Raw genomic sequence first — 19,752 nt, forward strand, 5'->3', positions numbered from 1 at the left:
AAACTATGTCATTGATTCGTCCAGCACTTGTGCTATTTATTCTGTTAACGCTGCTCACCGGCGGCGTCTATCCTCTGCTTACCACCAGCCTGGGACAATGGTGGTTTAACTCACAGGCCAACGGCTCGCTGATCCGCCTGAACGGTGAAGTGCGCGGCTCGGCGCTGATTGGCCAGAACTTCACCGCCGCAGGCTATTTCCAGGGCCGCCCGTCGGCCACCGCGGAGACGGCGGATAATCCCATGGCCTCTGGCGGCAGCAACCTCGCCGCCAGCAACCCGGCGCTGGATAAAGCGGTGAGCGAGCGCGTGCAGGCCCTGCGCGCCGCCAACCCGGACGCCGACCCGCGGGTGCCGGTCGAACTGGTCACCACCTCGGCGAGCGGTCTCGATAACAACCTGACTCCGGCCGCCGCGCTGTGGCAGGTGCCCCGGGTGGCTCAAGCGCGCCAGCTGAGCGTTGAGCAGGTAACCCAGTTGGTGAATCAGGCCACACAAACCCCGCTGCTGAGCTTCCTTGGCCAGCCGGTGGTCAATATACTGCAACTCAATATGGCGCTGGATGCCCTGAAGGATAAGTAAATGAGTGACGAGCCGCTGCGCCCGGACCCTGACCGCCTGCTGCAGCACACCGCCGCCCCGCATCGCGGCAAACTGAAAGTGTTCTTTGGCGCCTGCGCCGGGGTGGGGAAAACCTGGGCGATGCTGGCGGAAGCGCAGCGGCTGCGCGCCCAGGGGCTGGATATTCTGATTGGCGTGGCGGAGACCCACGGCCGTAAAGAGACCGCCGCGATGCTGCAGGGCCTAAGCACTCTGCCGCCGCGGCGGCTTGCCCATCGCGGGCGGTACGTCTATGAGTTCGATCTCGACGCCGCCCTCGCCCGCCGTCCGGCGCTGATTCTGGTGGATGAGCTGGCGCACAGCAATGCGCCAGGCTCCCGCCATCCAAAGCGCTGGCAGGATGTGGATGAACTGCTGGAGGCCGGGATAGATGTTTTCACTACCGTTAACGTCCAGCATCTGGAAAGCCTGAATGACGTCGTCAGCGGGATCACCGGCGTGCAGGTGCGGGAGACGGTTCCCGATCCCTTCTTTGACGCCGCGGACGACGTGGTGCTGGTAGACCTCCCCCCTGACGATCTGCGCCAGCGGCTCAATGAGGGCAAAGTCTACATCGGCGGCCAGGCCGAGCGCGCTATCGAAAACTTTTTCCGCAAGGGCAATCTGATTGCGCTGCGCGAGCTGGCCCTGCGCCGCACCGCCGACCGCGTCGATGAGCAGATGCGCGCCTGGCGCGACCGCCAGGGCCAGGAGAAAGTCTGGCACACCCGCGATGCGATCCTGCTCTGTATCGGGCACAACACCGGCAGCGAAAAGCTGGTGCGCGCCGCCGCCCGGCTCGCCGCCCGCCTGGGCAGCGTCTGGCATGCGGTGTATGTCGAGACCCCTTCCCTGCACCGGCTGCCGGAAGGCCGGCGGCGGGCTATTCTCGCCGCGCTGCGTCTGGCCCAGGAGCTGGGGGCCGAAACCGCCACCCTCTCCGACCCGTCGGAAGAGAAAGCGGTCCTCCATTACGCCCGCGAACATAACCTCGGCAAAATCGTCATTGGCCGCCAAAGCAAGCGCCGCTGGTGGGATCGCAGCGGCTTCGCCGATCGTCTGGCTCGCCATGCGCCGGACCTCGATCTGGTGGTGATCGCCCTCGATGAGAAACCCTTCCCCCTTGCCGCACGCGCCAGCGACAGCCGTCCGGCGCTGGAGAAATGGCGCCTGCAGCTGCAGGGCTGCGCGGTGGCGGTGGCGCTATGCGCCATCATTACCCTGGTGGCCATGCAGTGGTTGATGGCTTTCGAAGCCGCCAACCTGGTGATGCTCTATCTGCTGGGGGTGGTGATCATCGCCCTGGTCTATGGCCGCTGGCCGTCGGTGCTGGCGACGGTGATCAACGTCATCAGCTTCGATCTCTTTTTTGTCGCCCCGCGCGGGACGCTGGCGGTGTCGGATGTCCAGTATCTGCTCACCTTCGGCGTGATGCTCACCGTGGGCCTGCTTATCGGCAACCTCACCGCCGGCGTGCGCTACCAGGCGCGGGTGGCGCGCTACCGTGAACGCCGTACCCGCCATCTGTATGAGATGTCTAAAGCGCTGGCGGTGGGTCGCAGCCAGCAGGATATCGCCACCACCAGCGAGCGATTTATCGCCTCCACCTTTCAGGCCCGCAGCCAGCTGCTGCTCCCGGACGCCCAGGGAAAACTGCTGCCCTTAACCCACCAGCCAGGGCTGACCCCGTGGGATGATGCCATCGCCCGCTGGAGCTTTGATAAGGGCCAACTTGCCGGCGCCGGCACCGATACCCTGCCCGGCGTGCCGTATCAGATCTTGCCCCTGAAGAGCGCCGCCCGCACCTGGGGACTACTGGTGGTGGAACCGGAGAATCTGCGCCAATTGATGATCCCGGAGCAGCAGCGGCTGCTGGAGACCTTTACCCTGCTGGTGGCCAGCGCTCTGGAGCGCCTCACCCTGACCGCCAGCGAAGAGCAGGCCCGTCTGACCAGCGAGCGGGAAAGCCTGCGTAACTCGCTGCTCGCCGCCCTGTCGCACGATCTGCGTACTCCGCTGACCGTGCTGTTTGGCCAGGCGGAAATTCTGACCCTCGATCTGGCCAGCGAAGGTTCAAAACATGCCCCGCAGGCCAACGAAATCCGCCAGCATGTGCTCAACACCACCCGGCTGGTGAACAATCTGTTGGATATGGCGCGGATCCAGTCCGGCGGCTTTAATCTGCATAAGGAGTGGCTGACGCTGGAGGAAGTGGTCGGCAGCGCGCTGCGCATGCTCGAGCCAAGCCTCGGCGGCCAGCATATTCAGCTGGATTTACCCGATCCCCTCCAGCTGGTGCATGTCGACGGGCCGCTGTTCGAGCGGGTGCTGATCAACCTGCTGGAAAATGCCCATAAGTATGCCGGCGCCCGGGCGAGCATCGGCATCCGCGCCGAGGCGGACGCCCGGCAGCTGTCGCTGGAGGTATGGGATAACGGTCCAGGGATCCCGGCAGGCCAGGAACAGACTATCTTTGATAAATTCGCCCGCGGCAACAAAGAGTCGGCGATCCCTGGCGTCGGGCTGGGCCTTGCCATCTGTCAGGCCATCGTCGACGTCCACGGCGGGACCATCTCCGCCAGCAACCGGCCCGAGGGCGGCGCCTCATTCCGTGTTACACTGCCTGGAGAAACGCCCCCTGAACTGGAAGAGCTACCTGAGGAATTGTGATTAACGTTCTGATTATCGAAGACGAACACGCTATCCGACGCTTTATTCGCACCGCGCTGGAAGCCGACGGCATGCGCGTATTTGAAGCGGAAACCCTGCAGCGTGGGCTGATTGAAGCCGCCACCCGTAAGCCCGACCTCGCGATCCTCGATCTCGGCCTGCCGGATGGTGACGGCATTGATTTTATTCGCGACCTGCGTCAGTGGAGCCAGATGCCGATTATCGTCCTGTCAGCGCGTAGCGAAGAGCATGACAAAATTGCCGCCCTGGATGCCGGTGCCGATGACTACTTAAGTAAACCCTTTGGCATCGGCGAGCTGCAGGCCCGCCTGCGCGTCGCGCTGCGTCGCCACGGCGCGGTGCAGGCCGATGAGCCGGTGGTGCGCTTCGCTGACCTGGAGGTCAATATCCCCGCCCGCCGCATCCTGCGCGGCAGCGAAGAGATCCACCTGACGCCTATCGAGTTTCGCCTGCTGGCGGCGCTGTTGAATAATCCCGGCAAAGTGCTTACCCAGCGTCAGCTGCTGAATCAGGTGTGGGGGCCTAACGCCGTGGAGCACAGCCACTATCTGCGGATCTATATGGGTCATCTGCGACAAAAGCTGGAGGCCGATCCGGCACGGCCGCAGCATTTGCTGACCGAAACCGGGATTGGCTATCGCTTTATGCCCTGAATCCCGCCTCTGCAGTACCAGAGGCTGGCGATTTTCAGCCCTTCAGAGAGCAGCAGAAAGCCTGCCAGGATCGCTACATGCCTGATGCCGGCAGCCTGAATCAGCCACAGGCCCAGCGATAGCGAAGGCTGCATAAACAGCAGCCTGAGCGGCGCCTGCCCCCAGGCCAGCCACAGCGCATAGCGGCTCTGGCGGAAAAAAAAGATCATCGATAGCGGGATGCTGATAATCAGCAGAACATTCAGCGGGTACAGCCAGACCGCCGCGGAGCCCCAGGTGTGCAGCAGCTGGAGATAAGCGAGTAGATCGTCGTAAAAAGGGAGGCGGCGGTGGGCAATATTCCACCATAAGAATTGCAGGACGAAAAAGAGATCCATCCACGCCCAGAACAAAAACAGGGACTTCCGTTGTATTTTCATCGCTATCCTTGCGAAAAAAATCAGGCCCGCAAGGGGCCTGATGGTAGTGCGTCGTTAAGCGTTCTTCAGCACTTCGCTGACAATCTCTACCGCTTCTTTTTCAATCAGCTTGCGATGCTCTTCGCCGAGGAAGCTTTCGCAGTAGATCTTGTAGGCGTCTTCGGTGCCTGACGGACGCGCCGCGAACCAGCCGTTGTCGGTCATCACCTTGAGGCCGCCAATCGCCGCCCCGTTGCCCGGCGCCGCGGTCAGACGGGCAGTGATCGGATCCCCCGCCAGGGTGTCAGCGCTGACCATTTCCGGAGAGAGCTTGGACAGCGCCGCTTTCTGCGCGGAGGTCGCGGAAGCCTGCAGACGGTTGTAGCTCGGCGCACCGAAGCGTTCCGCCAGTTCGTTGTAATGCTCCTGCGGGTTTTTCCCGGTCACCGCGGTGATTTCCGCCGCCAGCAGGCACATGATGATGCCGTCTTTATCGGTGGACCACGGCGTGCCGTCGAAGCGCAGGAAGGAGGCCCCGGCGCTCTCTTCGCCGCCGAAGCCGAAGCTGCCATCGAACAGGCCGTCGACAAACCACTTAAAGCCCACCGGCACTTCCACCAGCTTGCGGCCCAGATCGTTCACCACGCGGTCAATCATCGCGGAGGAGACCAGCGTTTTACCCACCGCCACCTCTTTGCCCCACTGCGGACGATGCTGGAACAGGTAGTTGATCGCTACCGCCAGGTAGTGGTTCGGGTTCATCAACCCCGCCGGGGTCACAATCCCGTGGCGGTCGTAATCCGGGTCGTTAGCAAACGCCAGATCGAACTTATCGCGCAGCGCCAGCAGGCCGGCCATCGCACACTCTGAGGAGCAATCCATGCGGATGGCGCCGTCTTTATCGAGGTGCATAAAGCGGAAGGTCTGATCCACCTGATCGTTAACAATGGTCAGATTGAGCTTGTAGTGCTCGCCAATGCGTTTCCAGTATTCGATACCGGACCCGCCCAGCGGATCGACGCCCAGCGTCAGGCCGGCTTTCTGGATTGCGGCCATATCGACGATATCCGCCAGCCCTTCGATGAACGGCTGCACCAGATCCTGTTCTTTAACGTGGCCAGAAGCCAGCGCCGCGTCCAGAGAAATGCGTTTCACGCCCTGCAGGCCCGCGGCCAGCAGTTCGTTGGCGCGGTTTTCCACCACTTTGGTGACGTTGGTATCAGCCGGGCCGCCGTTTGGCGGATTGTACTTGATACCACCATCTTCCGGCGGGTTGTGTGACGGGGTGATCACAATGCCGTCCGCCAGCGGACCGCCTTTTTTGTTATGCACCAGAATCGCGTTGGAGACCGCCGGCGTCGGGGTGAAGCCGTTGTTTTCCTGCACGATCACGTCGACGCCGTTGGCGGTTAACACTTCCAGCACCGAAATAAACGCCGGCTCGGAGAGGGCGTGGGTATCTTTGCCGACATAGCACGGACCGGTGATCCCGTTTTTCGCACGATCTTCCGCAATGGCCTGGGCGATGGCCAGGATATGCGGTTCGTTGAAGTTGTGGCGCGCCGCGCTACCGCGATGGCCAGAGGTGCCGAATTTTACCGCATGCTCCGCATTACCGACTTCAGGCTTCAGCACGTAGTACTGAGCAGTCAGTTGGGCGACGTTAATCAAATCACTCTGTTGCGCAGGCTGCCCCGCACGTTTATCGATTGCCATTGCCTGATCCTTCTGGTGCAAATGTTAAAAAGCTAGATCGTGCCGCAAACCTTTTCAATCAGCTCCGCAGGGAACTGCATCGACTGCATGATGTGCTCAATCATGCTGCATTTACGGCCGGTATTGGTATTGGTGATCACCCACCACGGTGTACCAGGAACCTGTTTCGGTTTGGTCTGATTACCGCTTTTCAGCAGCGTACGCGCATCTTCCGCGAAGTAAACGCGCGTGCGGCCGTGCAGAGACTCGGTGGCCTCGGCAAATGCTTTACTGTCCAGGGAGTAGAGGGTCGTCAACACCAGCATAAAACGGTTCACCGCGCGCTTCTGCTCGGCGTATTCATCAGATAACAGCATCTCGCGCATGGCGCGGACTTTATCTTTCACCGGGTTAGCGGGTTTCACCTCAGCGACAGGCGCTGGCGCCAGCGTCGGCGCGGCTTTGCTGACCGGTGTAGCCGGTTGGGAAACGGCGGAAAATTTTAGCATACGCCGTAAAATGTCGGATGCGCTCTCGCCGATATGCAGAGTGTGGCTGGCAATATAGCGATAGAGTTCATCATCAACTTCAATTGTTTTCATCTTAATCCAGTGCGATATCTTTTCTGAATACAAATCGTTGGGATTATAAGTACAAATCCCAACCGCGGATAGCGTCAAACCAGGATGGCGGTAAAACTCAGAAAACTTCTGGGTCTTGCAGCCGGATGGCAGAATGTCCAACATAATACCCTAACCCGACGGAGCGAAAAAAAGAACTTTGCCATGAAATTAAATAGCCGAGCGCAATCTGCACAGAATCCGCACAACCACTCCCCGATCGTGCTGGTCCACGGTCTGTTTGGCAGCCTGGACAACCTGGGCATCCTCGCCCGCGACCTGATCGCCGACCACGATATTGTGCAGGTCGATATGCGCAACCACGGTTTGTCGCCGCGGTCGCCAGAGATGACCTACCCCGCCATGGCGCAGGATCTGCTTGATACGCTCGACGCGCACCAGATCGAGCGCGCCACCTTTATCGGCCATTCGATGGGCGGGAAAGCGGTAATGGCGCTTACCGCCCTGGCGCCTGAACGCATCAGCGGTCTGGTGGCGATCGATATCGCGCCGGTGGATTATCACGTTCGCCGCCATGATGAGATCTTCGCCGCTATCCGCGCCGTCAGCGAATCCGCCGCCAGCACCCGCCAGCAGGCGGCGCAGGTGATGCGCGAGCACCTGCAGGAAGAAGGCGTGATTCAGTTCCTGCTGAAATCATTCGTCGACGGCGACTGGCGCTTCAACGTGCCGGTGCTGTGGGACCAGTATCCGCATATCGTCGGCTGGGAAACCATCCCGGCCTGGCCGCACCCGACGCAGTTTATTCCCGGCGGCAACTCGCCCTATGTGACCGACGCCTACCGCGACGCGCTGCTGGCCCAGTTCCCGCAGGCCCGGGCCCACGTCATCGCCGGCGCCGGACACTGGGTCCATGCCGAGAAACCCGAGGCGGTGTTACGCGCCATCCGCCGCTATCTGACGAGCATCGCCGCCTGATTGGCTAAAATATGCCCGACCGCGCCGCAGAATGCCCGCGGTCGTTGGCGCAGCCGTTCGCCTGATGTATGATGGCGCGCTATCTGCGCCGGCTAGAGCCCGGCAGCTTGTTTCCCCGAAGTCACTCAGAATCATGGCAAAAGAACAAACGGACCGTACGACATTAGATTTGTTCGCAAACGAGCGTCGCCCGGGAAGACCGAAAACCAATCCGCTGTCGCGCGATGAACAACTGCGCATCAACAAACGTAACCAGCTGAAACGCGATAAGGTTCGCGGGCTGAAGCGCGTGGAGTTAAAACTCAACGCCGATGCGGTCGATGCGCTCAACGAGCTGGCGGAAGCGCGTAATATGAGCCGCAGCGATCTCATTGAAGAGATGCTGATGACCCAGTTAACCGCCCTGCGCAGCCAGGGAAAAGTCTAACTTTCCGCGAAAAACCCGCATTCATGTAGCAGAGTGTGCAGTCGGGCGTGATTGCTGTTTCCGCGCCCTTGCCTGTTCTGCTATGATTGCCGTTATCTATGGGCATTGCGTCCCTACCACATCATTTAAGTTTCAAGAGGTTATTTTACTCATGGCAATCATCGGCATCTTTTTTGGCAGCGACACCGGCAACACCGAAAATATTGCAAAAATGATTCAAAAGCAGCTTGGTAAAGATGTTGCTGATGTTCACGACATTGCCAAAAGCAGCAAAGAAGACCTGGAAGCCCACGACATCCTGCTGCTCGGTATCCCGACCTGGTACTACGGTGAAGCGCAGTGTGACTGGGATGACTTCTTCCCGACGCTGGAAGAGATCGACTTCAATGGCAAACTGGTGGCGCTGTTCGGCTGCGGCGACCAGGAAGATTACGCAGAATACTTCTGCGACGCGCTGGGCACCATCCGCGACATCATTGAGCCGCGCGGCGCGACCATCGTCGGTCACTGGCCAACGGCGGGGTATCATTTTGAAGCTTCCAAAGGCCTGGCGGATGACGACCACTTCGTCGGCCTCGCCATCGATGAAGACCGCCAGCCGGAGCTGACCAACGAGCGCGTTGAGAAATGGGTGAAGCAGGTTGCCGAAGAGCTGCACCTCGAAGAAATCAAAAACGCCTGATGATTAAGCGGCGCAATCATTGAGTTGCGCCGCATTAATAGACAAAAGCAATCAAACTAATAGCTACAAGTTTTTAACTTTTAATCACATATCTGTACAATGTCCTCTGATTCTACGAGGCACGTGACGCAGTTTGTAGCTGGTGCCTCGTTTTTGACAGCAAACCAGGCCTGATGCTTGCAGTTTTCATTTACCAGTGGCAGTTCTATAATGAGACGCATTACGTCGGGTTAATTTCTGTATGACTTCCGTTGAAGGAAGTAGATCGTTTAGCAACAGGACAGATTCCGCATGACTGACAACAATACCGCATTAAAGAAGGCTGGCCTGAAAGTCACACTTCCTCGACTAAAAATCCTTGAAGTGCTGCAGGAACCGGATAACCATCATGTCAGTGCGGAAGACTTATATAAACGCCTGATCGACATGGGCGAAGAGATCGGTCTGGCGACCGTTTACCGCGTCCTCAACCAGTTTGATGACGCCGGCATCGTGACTCGTCATAATTTCGAAGGCGGAAAATCCGTTTTCGAACTGACCCAGCAGCATCACCACGATCACCTGATCTGCCTCGACTGCGGCAAAGTGATCGAATTCAGCGACGACTCGATCGAATTACGCCAGCGTGAAATTGCCTCCCGCCACGGCATCCGCCTGACCAACCACAGTTTATATCTGTACGGTCACTGTGCGGAAGGGGATTGCCGCGAGGACGAACACGCCCACGACGCGGTGGAAAAATAATTCCCCGTTTCGCTGAGACTGAAAAGCCAACCTGCCGGTTGGCTTTTTTATGGGCGCCTCTGCCGCCCTTCCCGCTCACGCCCCTGGGGTGACTTTCCTCATCCCCGCTTTGTCCGGAGAGTTGATATGGAACTTCGCCAGCGGGGCGATCTGTGACCGGATCGGTCGTCGTCCGGTGCTGATGGGCATTACCGTGCTGGCGCTGCTCACCACCTGGCCGGTGATGCACTGGCTCACCGTCGCGCCCGATTTCACCCGTATGACGCTGGTCCTGCTATGGTTCTCGTTCTTCTTTGACATGTATAACGGCGCGATGGTCGCGGCGCTTACCGAAGTGATGCCGGTATACGTCCGCACCGTGGGCTTTTCGCTGGCCTTTAGTCTCGCTACTGCCATTTTCGGCGACCTGACGCCAGCTATTTCCACCGCCCTGGTCGAGCTCAGCGGCGATAAAAGCGCGCCGGGCTGGTGGCTAATGTGCGCCGCGCTATGCGGGTTCGTCGCCACCGTCCTGTTGTTCGTGCGGCTGAGCCGCGGCTATCAGCCGGCGGAGAGTCAGCGCTAAAAAAACAAACGGGCGGAGGTATGCCCCGCCCGTTTACCGCTGCCGTCTGATTTAATGGGTCGTATTATTGCTGCGGATCTCCTTCCAGATCTGATCGCAGCGCGCTTTCACCGCCTGATCGTTGCCGGTGCGGGTGGCCTGAATACACTGTTGGTAATCCAGGACGCGAACGCTCTCCTGGTTGGCGAACTGCTGGTGCTGTTTATCCTTTTTCAGCACATTCAGTACGCTCTGGCAGGCTTCAATCTTGTCCGGGTTCCCTTCCGCCGTATTAATACAGGCGCTATAGGCATCTTTCAGTTTGGTGTCTTCTTTCGGCGCCGGCGACGTGGTGCAGGCCACCAGGCCCGCTGCCATCATGGCAATAAGCAGCATTTTTTTCATTGTCGTTCTCCCAGAGGTGCGGCAGGCTCACGCCCGCCGCGCAGGCATCAGAAAATAGTGAACGGGGCGATAACCATGAACTTCACGTCGCGCTCATCCTGGAAGATGTTGCCGTAGCCGCCGCTCCAGCTCGGAATATCGGAATGGTTGTCGTATTGGGTAAAGTGCAGTTTGAACAGGGTGCCCTTCGCCCGCCCTTCCTGTACGGTATACATTGCATCCAGGCTATAGGCCGACTCTTTCAGGCGATAGTCAGGGTCATAGTACGCATCCGGAGAGGACATTCTTCCCGGCTTCGCATCCCAGGCGTAGACATAAGACGCGCCGAACGCCCAGCCCGGCATATCCCAGTTTTTCATGTCATACATCGCGCCAAAGAAGACCGCTTTTTCGCCGTTGGCGTTAAAGTCGGAGCGGTTATCCCACCAGATATCGAGACGACCATTGGAAGAGGCGTAGGTCGGGGTCATACGCTGCAGGAAGTAGCCCTGCTGGCCATCAGCCTTCACCCAGGTTCCCTCGAGACGCAGATCCAGGACATCCGCCACCTTATAACCAAAGGTTAACGCCTGCAGCCATGCGGTGCCATCATAGATGTCGTTGACCCCGCCGTTGCTGACCTTATCGCGGGTGCCGTAGAACTGATAGCTGGTGCTCAGCGGCGCGCCGGCGACGTCAAACTTGTAGCTGGCTTTAGCAAAGTACTGATCGATATAGCCCTGAGCCTGACCAAATGCCGCCTCCAGCACCAGGTCATTTTTGAAATCATATTTAGCGCCGACGGAGTGGAGATAATCGACTTTGGTCTTCTTATCGTTCTGATAGAAATCGTCCATCTCGATATGCCATGGCGCTTTATACTCGTTCGTCCACATATAGGAGAAACTTAACGCGCCCGCCGTGCCATAGTCGAAGTTAGCCCCGGCCTCCGCCCCCTGATAGGTACCAGGCATAAAACTCCAGTGCGGGGCCAGCAGAGTCTGGCCGGTTGGCTGGATATAGCCCGCACGTGCCCACGCCGGACCATATTTGAATTTCGCTGCCGCTTTATACAGGCTGATGCCGCTTTTATCGCCGGAATAGTCTTCGTCATAGGCTTTGTTACGTGACGAGAAGGCAATTTCGTTCGGGTGGCCGCTATCGCCGTTCTCCGCCATTTCAATCGCGGTAAACGCGGCAATATCAAGGCCAAACATATCGGCGGCATAGCCGGACTGGAAGTCCAGGTTGGCGTTCCAGGTGGAGTGGGAAAGGTTGGTTTTGTATTTGTCGCCGTCGGTCACATCTTTACGGTCACGCTCACGCTGCCAGTAATAGATACCGCCGGTTAAGGTTGAATCATCGATAAAGCCTGCTGCGCTGGCCTGTGGAGCCACAACCCAGCCCGACATCGCGGTGACGGCGGCAATAGCCAGCGCCAGCGTACTACGTTTGCCACTAAACGTACGCATGTGCATATCCTCTTTGACGTTTTAAAAGGCGAAGACCAGCGGTCAATCGCTAAAAAATAAATAAAACTGCAAAATGTGGGGCGGTAAAAAAGACCGCGAAACCACTATAGATAGACTATTTTTCGTGACGCGAATTATCAATGTTTTTCGTGAGGCAAAGCTTAAGATTATGACAAAGCGCACATATTTTATGTCGTTTTGTTACAGTCTTATCTCTGATGATTTTGTTATGGAAGTCATTGCAAAATCAGGGAAAAACGCAATCATTGAAAGCGATTACATTGGTTTTTTGTATGTGACAGGAAACATCAGAAGCGCTATTTATTACCGCGCAGAAACAGAATTAATTCGCATCGCGAAAATGAAAAGTTTAATTAGCTGATTCTGAAACAAAAAAAGCGCCGCTGGGAGCGACGCTTTGACAGAAAAGAAATGTTATTCGCCCGCTTTCGCCCAGGTATCACGCAGCCCGACGGTGCGGTTGAACACCAGATTGGTTGCGGTTGCATAGCGGCTGTCGAGGCAGAAATAGCCTTCACGCTCAAACTGGTAAGCTTTACCGGCTTCGGCCTGCGCCAGGCTCGGCTCCGCGTACCCCTGTTTGATCACCAGCGATTCCGGGTTGATCACTGCGAGGAAATCTTCCGCCGCGCCCGGGTTTGGCACGCTGAACAGACGATCGTAGAGACGGATCTCTACCGGCAGCGCATGCGCCGCGCTTACCCAATGGATCACGCCTTTGACCTTGCGGCCGTCGGCCGGGTCTTTGCTCAGGGTGTCGGCATCGTAGGTGCAGAAGATGGTGGTAATATTGCCTTCGGCATCTTTCTCCACGCGTTCCGCTTTGATGACGTAGGCGTTGCGCAGACGCACTTCTTTACCCAGCACCAGACGCTTGTACTGTTTGTTGGCTTCTTCGCGGAAGTCCGCGCGATCGATCCAGATTTCGGCGCTGAACGGCACTTCACGACTGCCCATTTCCGGCTTGTTCGGATGGTTCGGCATCACCACCATTTCGCTTTCGCCCTGCGGATAGTTCTCGATAACCAGTTTCACCGGATCGATCACCGCCATCGCGCGCGGGGCGTTTTCGTTCAGATCTTCACGAATGCAGGACTCCAGCGACGCCATCTCGATGGTATTGTCCTGCTTGGTCACGCCGATGCGCTTGCAGAACTCACGGATGGATTCGGCGGTGTAGCCGCGACGACGCAGACCGGAGATGGTCGGCATACGCGGGTCGTCCCAGCCTTCCACGTGCTTCTCAGTCACCAGCTGGTTCAGCTTACGCTTGGACATCACGGTGTATTCGAGATTCAGGCGCGAGAATTCGTACTGACGCGGATGCACCGGGATGCTGATGTTGTCCAGCACCCAATCGTACAGGCGGCGGTTGTCCTGGAACTCCAGGGTACACAGCGAGTGGGTAATGCCTTCCAGCGCATCGCTGATGCAGTGGGTGAAGTCGTACATCGGGTAGATGCACCACTTGTTGCCAGTCTGATGATGCTCAGCGAACTTAATGCGGTACAGCACCGGATCGCGCATCACGATAAACGGCGACGCCATATCGATCTTCGCGCGCAGGCAGGCTTTGCCTTCTTCGAAGCCGCCGCTGCGCATTTTTTCAAACAGCGCCAGGTTCTCTTCCACGCTGCGGTCGCGATACGGGCTGTTTTTACCCGGCGCTTTCAGGGTGCCGCGGTATTCGCGAATTTCATCAGGAGAGAGTTCATCAACATAGGCCAGACCTTTGTTGATCAGCTCAACCGCATACTGATGCAGCTGATCGAAATAATCAGACGAGTAGCATACGTCCCCGGACCAGTGGAAACCTAACCACTGCACGTCGTTTTTAATCGACTCAACGTATTCGATATCTTCTTTCACCGGGTTGGTGTCATCGAAACGCAGGTTGCATTGGCCCTGATAATCCTGGGCGATGCCGAAGTTCAGGCAGATGGATTTTGCATGGCCAATGTGCAGATAACCGTTCGGCTCCGGCGGGAAGCGAGTGTGAACGGTGGTATGTTTACCGGTAGCCAGATCTTCATCAATAATCTGACGGATAAAGTTAGTCGGGCGGGCTTCTGCCTCACTCATCACGGGTTCCTCAAAGCGTAAACAACGTATAACGGCACATGATCTTACAAGCAGGGCGTAGTGACAACTATTAGTTACGTAAAATAGGTATCAGAAGAGGATTATGGGGCCGATTGCTGGAAAAAAAAGCGGCGAAGGTTTCCCTTCGCCGCTGAGGCAAAAACTCGACTCAGGAGCCTTACTTGCCTTTAATCTCATACAGCGGCGTCTGGCCAGCAACGACCTTACCGCTCGCCAGTATCACCAGCGCGCTGTAGTCATCGCTGTTGCTGCAGACGACCGGACTGATCATTGAGCGCGCGTTGGCGTTGAGGAAGTCCAGATCCATTTCCAGAATCGGCTCACCCGCCTTCACGTCCGTGCCCTCTTCAACCAGACGTTTGAAGCCCTTGCCTTCCAGCGCCACGGTGTCGATACCCATGTGAACGACGATTTCCGCACCGTTGTTGGTTTCGAGGCAGAACGCGTGGTTAGTGTTGAAAATTTTCACCACGGTACCGGCGGCCGGGGCCACCACGATGTTGCTGGTCGGTTTCACCGCGATCCCGTCGCCGACGGCTTTGCTGGCGAAGGCTTCGTCCGGCACCTGCTCGAGGGCCACCACGTCACCGGTAATCGGCGAAACCAGCGACTCAACGGTCTTCGCGTTCGCTACCGCCTGCGGTTTAGCCGCGGGCGCTGCGGTGGCGACGTTGCCAGCCGGTGCGGCTGCCGCTGCCGCTACCGGGCCGCGGGTAACCACTTTTTTCATCTCATCGCCGATAGACTCTGCTTTCGCACCGACGATAACCTGAATGGTTTGCTTATTCAGTTTCACCACCCCGGACGCGCCGAGACGTTTACAGGCGGCGTCGTTCACCTTCGCCGAATCGCCCACGGTCAGACGCAGACGGGTGATACAGGCGTCAATGGCTTTCAGGTTGTCCGTTCCGCCCACCGCGGCGATATAGCTGGTCGCCAGCTGGGTCAGCCCCTCTTCAGTGTTGCTGTTGGCTTCTTCCGTTACCACGTCAGCGGCTTTGTCTTCACGACCCGGCGTTTTCAGGTTGAACATGCGGATCACCGCGCTGAACAGCAGGAAGTAGACGAAGAAGAACACCACGCCCATCACCAGCAGCATCCAGACGTTTTTGCTGGCGGCCGGCAGGCTGTACATCAGCACGTAGTCAATTGCACCTGCGGAGAAGGAGAAGCCCGCATGGATCCCGAGCGCCGTTGCGATGAACAGGCTGATACCGGTCAGCACCGCATGCAGGAGGTACAGCAGCGGAGCCAGGAACATGAACAGGAATTCCAGCGGCTCGGTTACCCCGGTCAGGAACGCGGTGATGGCCACGGACAGCAGCATACCGCCTACCATCGGACGACGCGCTTTCGGCGCCGCCAGATACATCGCCAGCGCCGCACCCGGCAGACCAAACATCATGATTGGGAAGAAGCCGGACATGAACATCCCCGCGGTGCCGTCGCCGGCGTAGAAGCGGTTGATGTCGCCGTGGAACACAGCGCCAGCGGCGTTAGTGAACTCACCAATCTGGAACCAGGCGATGGTGTTCAGCACCTGATGCAGACCGGTTGGGATCAGCAGACGGTTGATGAAACCAAAGATACCGGAACCCAGCGCCCCTGCGGAGACGATCCATTCGCCGCCAGAGTGGATAGCGTGCTGCACCGGCGGCCAGACGTAGCCGAAGATCGCCGCGAGGATCAGACAGAAGAAGCCGGTGGCGATCGGCACGAAGCGTTTGCCGCCGAAGAAGCTCAGGAAGTCCGGCAGCTTGATGCCGGCCCAGCGGTTGTATACCGCCCCTGCCACCAGACCGGTAATGATACCGGCCAGCACGCCCATATTGATTTCCGGATTGATGGTGACCATCGCTTTGGTCATCACGAAATACCCTACCGCACCGGCCAGCGCCGCTGAACCGGCGTTATCCTTAGACCAGCTTGATGCCACACCAATTGCGAAGATCAGCGCCAGATTATCGAAGATCGCCCCACCCGCTTGCGCGATGAAGGGTACATTCAACAGGTCTGGTTGCCCGAAACGCAGCAGCAATGCCGCGACCGGCAGCACTGCGATAGGGAGCTGCAACGCCCTACCCAGTCGCTGAAAGAAACCTAAAATATTCATCTTATTCCCCCTATGAGACCCCGATGAGGCTCATTTCAAAGCCACTTTTTTATTGTGTAACAAGGTCGGTTTTATCACTTACCGGCAAAGTGTGTGAAAAATTAATTCGTATCGCAAATTAAACGGGTATTTTTTGTGATAATTATCACCAAATATCGTATTCCCTCCTCCCTTGCACTGGCTAACAACGAAAACTTATTTTATCATTCAAAAAATCAACACGGATTGACCCCGGTCGGCGCAGTTGCTGCAATACTCTCCTTAGAGTGCTGGCGCCAATCCGCCAGAATCTACTTTGACTATAGAGGTGAAGAATGAGACTGATTCCCCTGGTAACCGCTGAGCAGGTCGGTAAATGGGCTGCCCGCCATATCGTTAACCGCATTAATGCATTTAAACCAACCGCGGACCGTCCGTTCGTGCTGGGTCTGCCAACCGGTGGTACCCCGCTGACCGCCTACAAGGCGCTGGTTGAAATGCATAAAGCAGGCCAGGTTAGCTTCAAGCACGTCGTCACCTTTAACATGGATGAATACGTTGGCCTGCCGAAAGAGCATCCGGAAAGCTATCATAGCTTTATGCACCGTAATTTCTTTGACCACGTTGATATTCCGGCAGAAAATATCAACCTGCTGAATGGTAACGCGCCGGACATCGATGCGGAATGCCGTCGCTATGAAGAAAAAATTCGTTCCTACGGTAAAATCCACCTGTTCATGGGCGGCGTGGGCAACGATGGTCATATCGCGTTTAACGAACCGGCCTCTTCTCTGGCGTCCCGCACCCGTATTAAGACCCTGACCCATGAAACCCGCGTAGCGAACTCCCGCTTCTTCGACGGCGATGTGGATCTGGTGCCGAAATATGCGCTGACCGTCGGCGTGGGCACCCTGCTGGACGCAGAAGAAGTGATGATTCTGGTGCTGGGTCATCAGAAAGCGCTGGCGCTGCAGGCGGCGGTAGAAGGTAACGTCAACCACATGTGGACCATTACCTGTCTGCAGCTGCATCCGAAGGCGGTGATCGTCTGCGACGAACCGTCCACCATGGAGCTGAAAGTGAAGACGCTGAAATATTTCAACGAATTAGAAGCTGAAAATATTAAAGGTCTGTAATGTAGTCCTTCCCGCGCCCTGGCGCGGGATCATCTTTTTCTTTGTACGCACCATCATGCCGGCGGCAAACGAACGAACGCTGACCTGATGAGGCGTATATACCGGGGGTCGTAATGTATGCATTAACCCAGGGCCGGGTTTATACCGGTCATGAAATTCTCGATGACCATGCGGTTGTTATCGCTAATGGCTTTATCGAACGTCTTTGTCCGCTGGCAGATTTGCCGTCTGACATCGAGCAGCGCTCAGTCAACGGCGCAATAATCGCCCCCGGTTTTATCGACGTCCAGCTCAACGGCTGCGGCGGCGTGCAGTTTAACGACAGCCCAGAGGCGGTCACTGTCGAAACGCTGGAGATCATGCAGAAGGCCAACGAACGCTCAGGCTGCACCAGCTTCCTGCCGACGCTGATTACCTCCAGCGACGATCTGATGAAGCAAGGCGTGCGCGTGATGCGCGAATATCTGCAAAAACATCCGAACCAGGCGCTGGGCCTGCATCTCGAAGGGCCGTGGCTGAATATCGTTAAGAAAGGCACCCACAATCCGGACTACGTGCGTAAACCGGACGCGGCGCTGGTCGATTTCCTGTGCGACAACGCCGATGTGATCACCAAAGTGACCCTCGCCCCTGAGCGCGTTGAGCCAGAAGTGATCCGCAAACTGGTCGCCGCCGGGATCGTTGTCTCCGCGGGCCACTCCAACGCTACGCTGAAAGAGGCGAAAGTCGGCTTCCGCGCGGGCATTACCTTCGCCACCCACCTGTATAATGCGATGCCGTACATTACCGGCCGCGAACCGGGTCTTGCCGGGGCGATTTTTGACGAGCCGGATGTCTACTGCGGTATCATCGTCGACGGGATGCACGTCGATTACGCCAACGTGCGCAACGCCAAGCGCCTGAAAGGCGACAAGCTGTGCCTGGTCACCGACGCCACCGCGCCGGCGGGGGCGAATATTGACCAGTTCATTTTTGCCGGGAAAACAATATACTACCGCAATGGGCTGTGCGTAGATGAAAACGGCACCCTCAGCGGATCTTCCCTGACCATGATTGAAGGGGTGCGTAATCTGGTTGAGCATTGCGGCGTGGCACTGGACGAAGTATTGCGCATGGCGACGCTCTATCCTGCGCGCGCTATCGGCGTGGACAAGCAGCTCGGCAGCATTGCGCCGGGCATGGTCGCTAACCTGACCGCCTTTACACGCGATTATAAAATCACCAAGACCATCGTTAATGGTAACGAGGTCGTCACTGAGTAAGTAAAAGTATGACAGCAGGCGGACAAGCTCAAATTGGTAACGTTGACCTCGTAAAACAACTGAACAGCGCGGCCGTGTACCGCCTGATTGACCAGCATGGGCCCATCTCGCGCATTCAGATAGCCGAACAAAGCCAGCTTGCCCCTGCCAGCGTGACCAAAATCACGCGTCAGCTTATTGAGCGCGGCCTGATCAAAGAAGTCGATCAGCAGGCCTCCACCGGTGGCCGCCGCGCTATCTCTATCATCGCAGAAACTCGCAACTTCAACGCCATCGGCGTGCGGCTTGGCCGCTATGACGCCACTCTGACCCTGTATGATTTAAGCAGCAAGACCCTGGAAGAGGAGCACTTCCCGCTGCCCGAGCGCACCCAGGAAACGCTGGAACACGCCCTGCTGAATATCATCGCCACCTTTATCGAAAACTGTCAGCGCAAAATTCGCGAGCTGATCGCTATCTCAGTGATCCTGCCGGGCCTCGTCGACCCGGAAAGCGGCGTGATCCGCTATATGCCGCACATTGCGGTGGAAAACTGGGGCCTGGTCGGGGCGCTGGAGAAACGCTTCAACGTTACCTGCTTTGTTGGCCACGATATCCGCAGCCTGGCGCTGGCCGAGCACTATTTTGGCGCAAGCCAGGATTGCGAAGACTCCATTCTGGTGCGCGTGCACCGCGGTACCGGGGCGGGGATTATCTCCAACGGGCGCATTTTTATCGGCCGCAACGGCAACGTCGGCGAAATTGGCCATATTCAGGTCGACCCGCTGGGCGAACGCTGCCACTGCGGCAACTTCGGCTGTCTGGAGACCGTCGCGGCCAATGCCGCCATTGAACAGCGGGTTCGCCACCTGCTGGAGCAGGGCTACCAGAGCCGTCTGACGCCGGATGACTGCACGATCAAAACTATCTGCAAAGCGGCCAACAAGGGCGATGCCCTGGCCTGCGAGGTGATTGAGTACGTGGGGCGCCACCTCGGGAAAACGATCGCCATCGCCATTAACCTGTTCAACCCACAAAAAATCGTCGTCGCCGGCGAAATAGTGGAAGCTGAAAAGGTCCTTCTTCCGGCCATCGAAGGCTGCATTAACGCCCAGGCGCTTAAGGCGTTTCGTAAGAACCTGCCGGTGGTGCGCTCCACCCTCGATCACCGCTCTGCAATCGGCGCCTTCGCGCTGGTCAAACGCGCCATGCTCAATGGCACGCTGCTGCAGCGTTTGCTTGAGAGCTAATCGCCCCTTTTCTGATAGCGCGTCACCTTGATACGGACGGGCCTCGCCCGTCAGAGGTGTG

At 57.7% G+C, this 19,752-nt stretch carries 19 protein-coding genes; 12 read left to right on the forward strand and 7 right to left on the reverse strand.

All coding sequences use genetic code 11. From position 1 onward, the window contains the following. The first annotated feature begins 5 nt into the window (after positions 1-5). The 3 genes from kdpC to kdpE are packed head-to-tail and all read left to right on the forward strand — an operon-like array spanning position 6 to position 3,943. Positions 6-581 carry a potassium-transporting ATPase subunit KdpC gene (kdpC, locus tag ACR809_RS17780; RefSeq protein WP_004142248.1) on the forward strand — a complete coding sequence of 192 codons (576 nt, stop codon included), beginning with the start codon at positions 6-8 and terminating at the stop codon, positions 579-581. Further along, complete coding sequence (kdpD, locus tag ACR809_RS17785; protein ID WP_122051464.1) at positions 582-3,269, forward strand: two-component system sensor histidine kinase KdpD; 2,688 nt, start codon at positions 582-584, stop codon at positions 3,267-3,269. It abuts the gene before it with no gap. Further along, positions 3,266-3,943: a two-component system response regulator KdpE gene (gene kdpE, locus ACR809_RS17790; protein WP_122051465.1), complete on the forward strand. Its 678-nt coding sequence runs from the start codon at positions 3,266-3,268 to the stop codon at positions 3,941-3,943. Before kdpD ends, kdpE begins: the two co-directional genes overlap by 4 nt. On the opposite strand, the gene ACR809_RS17795 is transcribed toward kdpE, so the two are convergent. From ACR809_RS17795 to seqA, 3 genes are read right to left on the reverse strand one after another with little or no spacing between them, the layout of a single operon-like run. After that, positions 3,925-4,362, reverse strand: coding sequence for a hypothetical protein (locus tag ACR809_RS17795; protein ID WP_004223677.1), 438 nt, complete (start codon positions 4,360-4,362; stop codon positions 3,925-3,927). The two genes, kdpE and ACR809_RS17795, sit on opposite strands and share 19 nt — an antisense overlap. Positions 4,363-4,416: 54 nt before the next feature. Further along, complete coding sequence (pgm, locus tag ACR809_RS17800) at positions 4,417-6,057, reverse strand: phosphoglucomutase (alpha-D-glucose-1,6-bisphosphate-dependent) (RefSeq protein WP_002894773.1); 1,641 nt, start codon at positions 6,055-6,057, stop codon at positions 4,417-4,419. Between the two features lie 32 nt (positions 6,058-6,089). Next, positions 6,090-6,638 carry a replication initiation negative regulator SeqA gene (gene seqA, locus ACR809_RS17805; protein WP_002894771.1) on the reverse strand — a complete coding sequence of 183 codons (549 nt, stop codon included), beginning with the start codon at positions 6,636-6,638 and terminating at the stop codon, positions 6,090-6,092. Positions 6,639-6,821: 183 nt separating this feature from the next. Here seqA and ybfF point away from each other — a divergent pair, with 183 nt between their 5' ends. The 5 genes from ybfF to ACR809_RS17830 all read left to right on the forward strand — a co-directional run bounded on the left by ybfF (position 6,822) and on the right by ACR809_RS17830 (position 10,013). Next, positions 6,822-7,595 (forward strand): esterase, encoded by a 774-nt coding sequence (gene ybfF / locus ACR809_RS17810; RefSeq protein WP_004152229.1) that lies wholly within the window; start codon positions 6,822-6,824, stop codon positions 7,593-7,595. Positions 7,596-7,728: 133 nt separating this feature from the next. Continuing rightward, positions 7,729-8,022, forward strand: coding sequence for a LexA regulated protein (gene ybfE, locus ACR809_RS17815; protein WP_002894767.1), 294 nt, complete (start codon positions 7,729-7,731; stop codon positions 8,020-8,022). A gap of 151 nt (positions 8,023-8,173) precedes the next feature. Next, on the forward strand, positions 8,174-8,704 hold the full coding sequence (gene fldA / locus ACR809_RS17820; RefSeq protein WP_002894765.1) for a flavodoxin FldA: 531 nt from the start codon (positions 8,174-8,176) through the stop codon (positions 8,702-8,704). 291 nt (positions 8,705-8,995) lie between these two features. Then, complete coding sequence (gene fur, locus ACR809_RS17825) at positions 8,996-9,448, forward strand: ferric iron uptake transcriptional regulator (protein WP_002894761.1); 453 nt, start codon at positions 8,996-8,998, stop codon at positions 9,446-9,448. A gap of 121 nt (positions 9,449-9,569) precedes the next feature. Then, positions 9,570-10,013 carry a citrate transporter CitA domain protein gene (locus ACR809_RS17830; RefSeq protein WP_205841484.1) on the forward strand — a complete coding sequence of 148 codons (444 nt, stop codon included), beginning with the start codon at positions 9,570-9,572 and terminating at the stop codon, positions 10,011-10,013. Between the two features lie 51 nt (positions 10,014-10,064). Here the strand turns inward: ACR809_RS17830 and chiQ are convergent, their stop codons facing one another. Next, positions 10,065-10,397, reverse strand: coding sequence for a ChiQ/YbfN family lipoprotein (chiQ, locus tag ACR809_RS17835; protein WP_002894759.1), 333 nt, complete (start codon positions 10,395-10,397; stop codon positions 10,065-10,067). Between the two features lie 47 nt (positions 10,398-10,444). After that, a complete protein-coding gene (gene chiP, locus ACR809_RS17840; RefSeq protein WP_004152230.1) occupies positions 10,445-11,848 on the reverse strand; it encodes a chitoporin ChiP in 1,404 nt (467 codons plus the stop codon). A gap of 229 nt (positions 11,849-12,077) precedes the next feature. Between chiP and ACR809_RS17845 the strand changes: the two genes are divergently transcribed. Beyond that, positions 12,078-12,230, forward strand: a complete 153-nt coding sequence (locus ACR809_RS17845) for a hypothetical protein (protein ID WP_410404544.1) — start codon at positions 12,078-12,080, stop codon at positions 12,228-12,230. Between the two features lie 53 nt (positions 12,231-12,283). On the opposite strand, the gene glnS is transcribed toward ACR809_RS17845, so the two are convergent. Both glnS and nagE read right to left on the reverse strand, forming a co-directional pair. After that, entirely contained in the window at positions 12,284-13,951 is a 1,668-nt protein-coding gene (gene glnS / locus ACR809_RS17850) for a glutamine--tRNA ligase (RefSeq protein ID WP_023283434.1), read from the reverse strand. A gap of 178 nt (positions 13,952-14,129) precedes the next feature. Next, positions 14,130-16,085: a PTS N-acetyl glucosamine transporter subunit IIABC gene (gene nagE, locus ACR809_RS17855; RefSeq protein ID WP_004147599.1), complete on the reverse strand. Its 1,956-nt coding sequence runs from the start codon at positions 16,083-16,085 to the stop codon at positions 14,130-14,132. A gap of 314 nt (positions 16,086-16,399) precedes the next feature. Between nagE and nagB the strand changes: the two genes are divergently transcribed. The 3 genes from nagB to nagC all read left to right on the forward strand — a co-directional run bounded on the left by nagB (position 16,400) and on the right by nagC (position 19,691). Then, positions 16,400-17,200, forward strand: a complete 801-nt coding sequence (gene nagB, locus ACR809_RS17860) for a glucosamine-6-phosphate deaminase (RefSeq protein ID WP_002894749.1) — start codon at positions 16,400-16,402, stop codon at positions 17,198-17,200. Between the two features lie 113 nt (positions 17,201-17,313). Continuing rightward, entirely contained in the window at positions 17,314-18,462 is a 1,149-nt protein-coding gene (gene nagA, locus ACR809_RS17865; protein ID WP_002894747.1) for an N-acetylglucosamine-6-phosphate deacetylase, read from the forward strand. A gap of 8 nt (positions 18,463-18,470) precedes the next feature. Further along, positions 18,471-19,691: a DNA-binding transcriptional regulator NagC gene (gene nagC, locus ACR809_RS17870; RefSeq protein ID WP_002894742.1), complete on the forward strand. Its 1,221-nt coding sequence runs from the start codon at positions 18,471-18,473 to the stop codon at positions 19,689-19,691. The last annotated feature ends 61 nt before the right edge of the window (positions 19,692-19,752 follow it).

The organism is Klebsiella sp. CD33, assembly GCF_051992865.1.
Classification (GTDB): Bacteria; Pseudomonadota; Gammaproteobacteria; order Enterobacterales; family Enterobacteriaceae; genus Klebsiella; species Klebsiella pneumoniae.